Genomic DNA, 546 nt, shown 5'->3' on the forward strand with positions numbered 1-546 from the left:
TTGCTTCCTGTAGAGTATAAATTGCCATACTTATCCCTTAATCACCCTCAGATGAAGAAAAATATTGATCAATTTCGTTATTAATGACGTCTTTATGTCCGCTGCCGGGTGCCACGATAGCTGCAGAACCACCCGTTGGATTTAAGTGTAACTCTCCGCTTTTAGTGTTAATTTGGCCTTTGCTATCTACAGTGAGATTGAAATTTTTACCAATGAAATTAATCTCACCCTCTTTGGTTAATTCAATTGCGCTAAGACCGCATTCAATTCGCACGCTGTCGCCAGCAGCAATAATATAAGAGGCCAGAGCCCTTTCTGTACGATTGCCCTTCGTCAGTGTTTTGCTATCCCCCTGCGTGCCGATGCTATGATCGCCTTGTACACGCGTGTCATGGTTAGCACCTACGGTGATAATCTGGTTATTCACGACATTATGACTTTCATCATTCTTAACGTGTGTGTCCAGGTTACGCTGTGCCTGCAGCCACACCTGCTCCTCGCCCGCCTTGTCCTCGAAGCGCAGCGCGTTTGCCGTGTCCGCCGTGC

The 546-nt window shown here is 46.7% G+C and carries 1 pseudogene; it reads right to left on the reverse strand.

The annotated features are described in order from the left end of the window. Positions 1 to 37: 37 nt before the first annotated feature. A pseudogene (locus tag QMM04_RS23020) lies at positions 38 to 546 on the reverse strand (type VI secretion system tip protein VgrG); the annotation flags it as partial.

Source organism: Pantoea sp. Pa-EAmG, assembly GCF_030024295.1.
GTDB classification, from domain to species: domain Bacteria; phylum Pseudomonadota; class Gammaproteobacteria; order Enterobacterales; family Enterobacteriaceae; genus Pantoea; species Pantoea dispersa.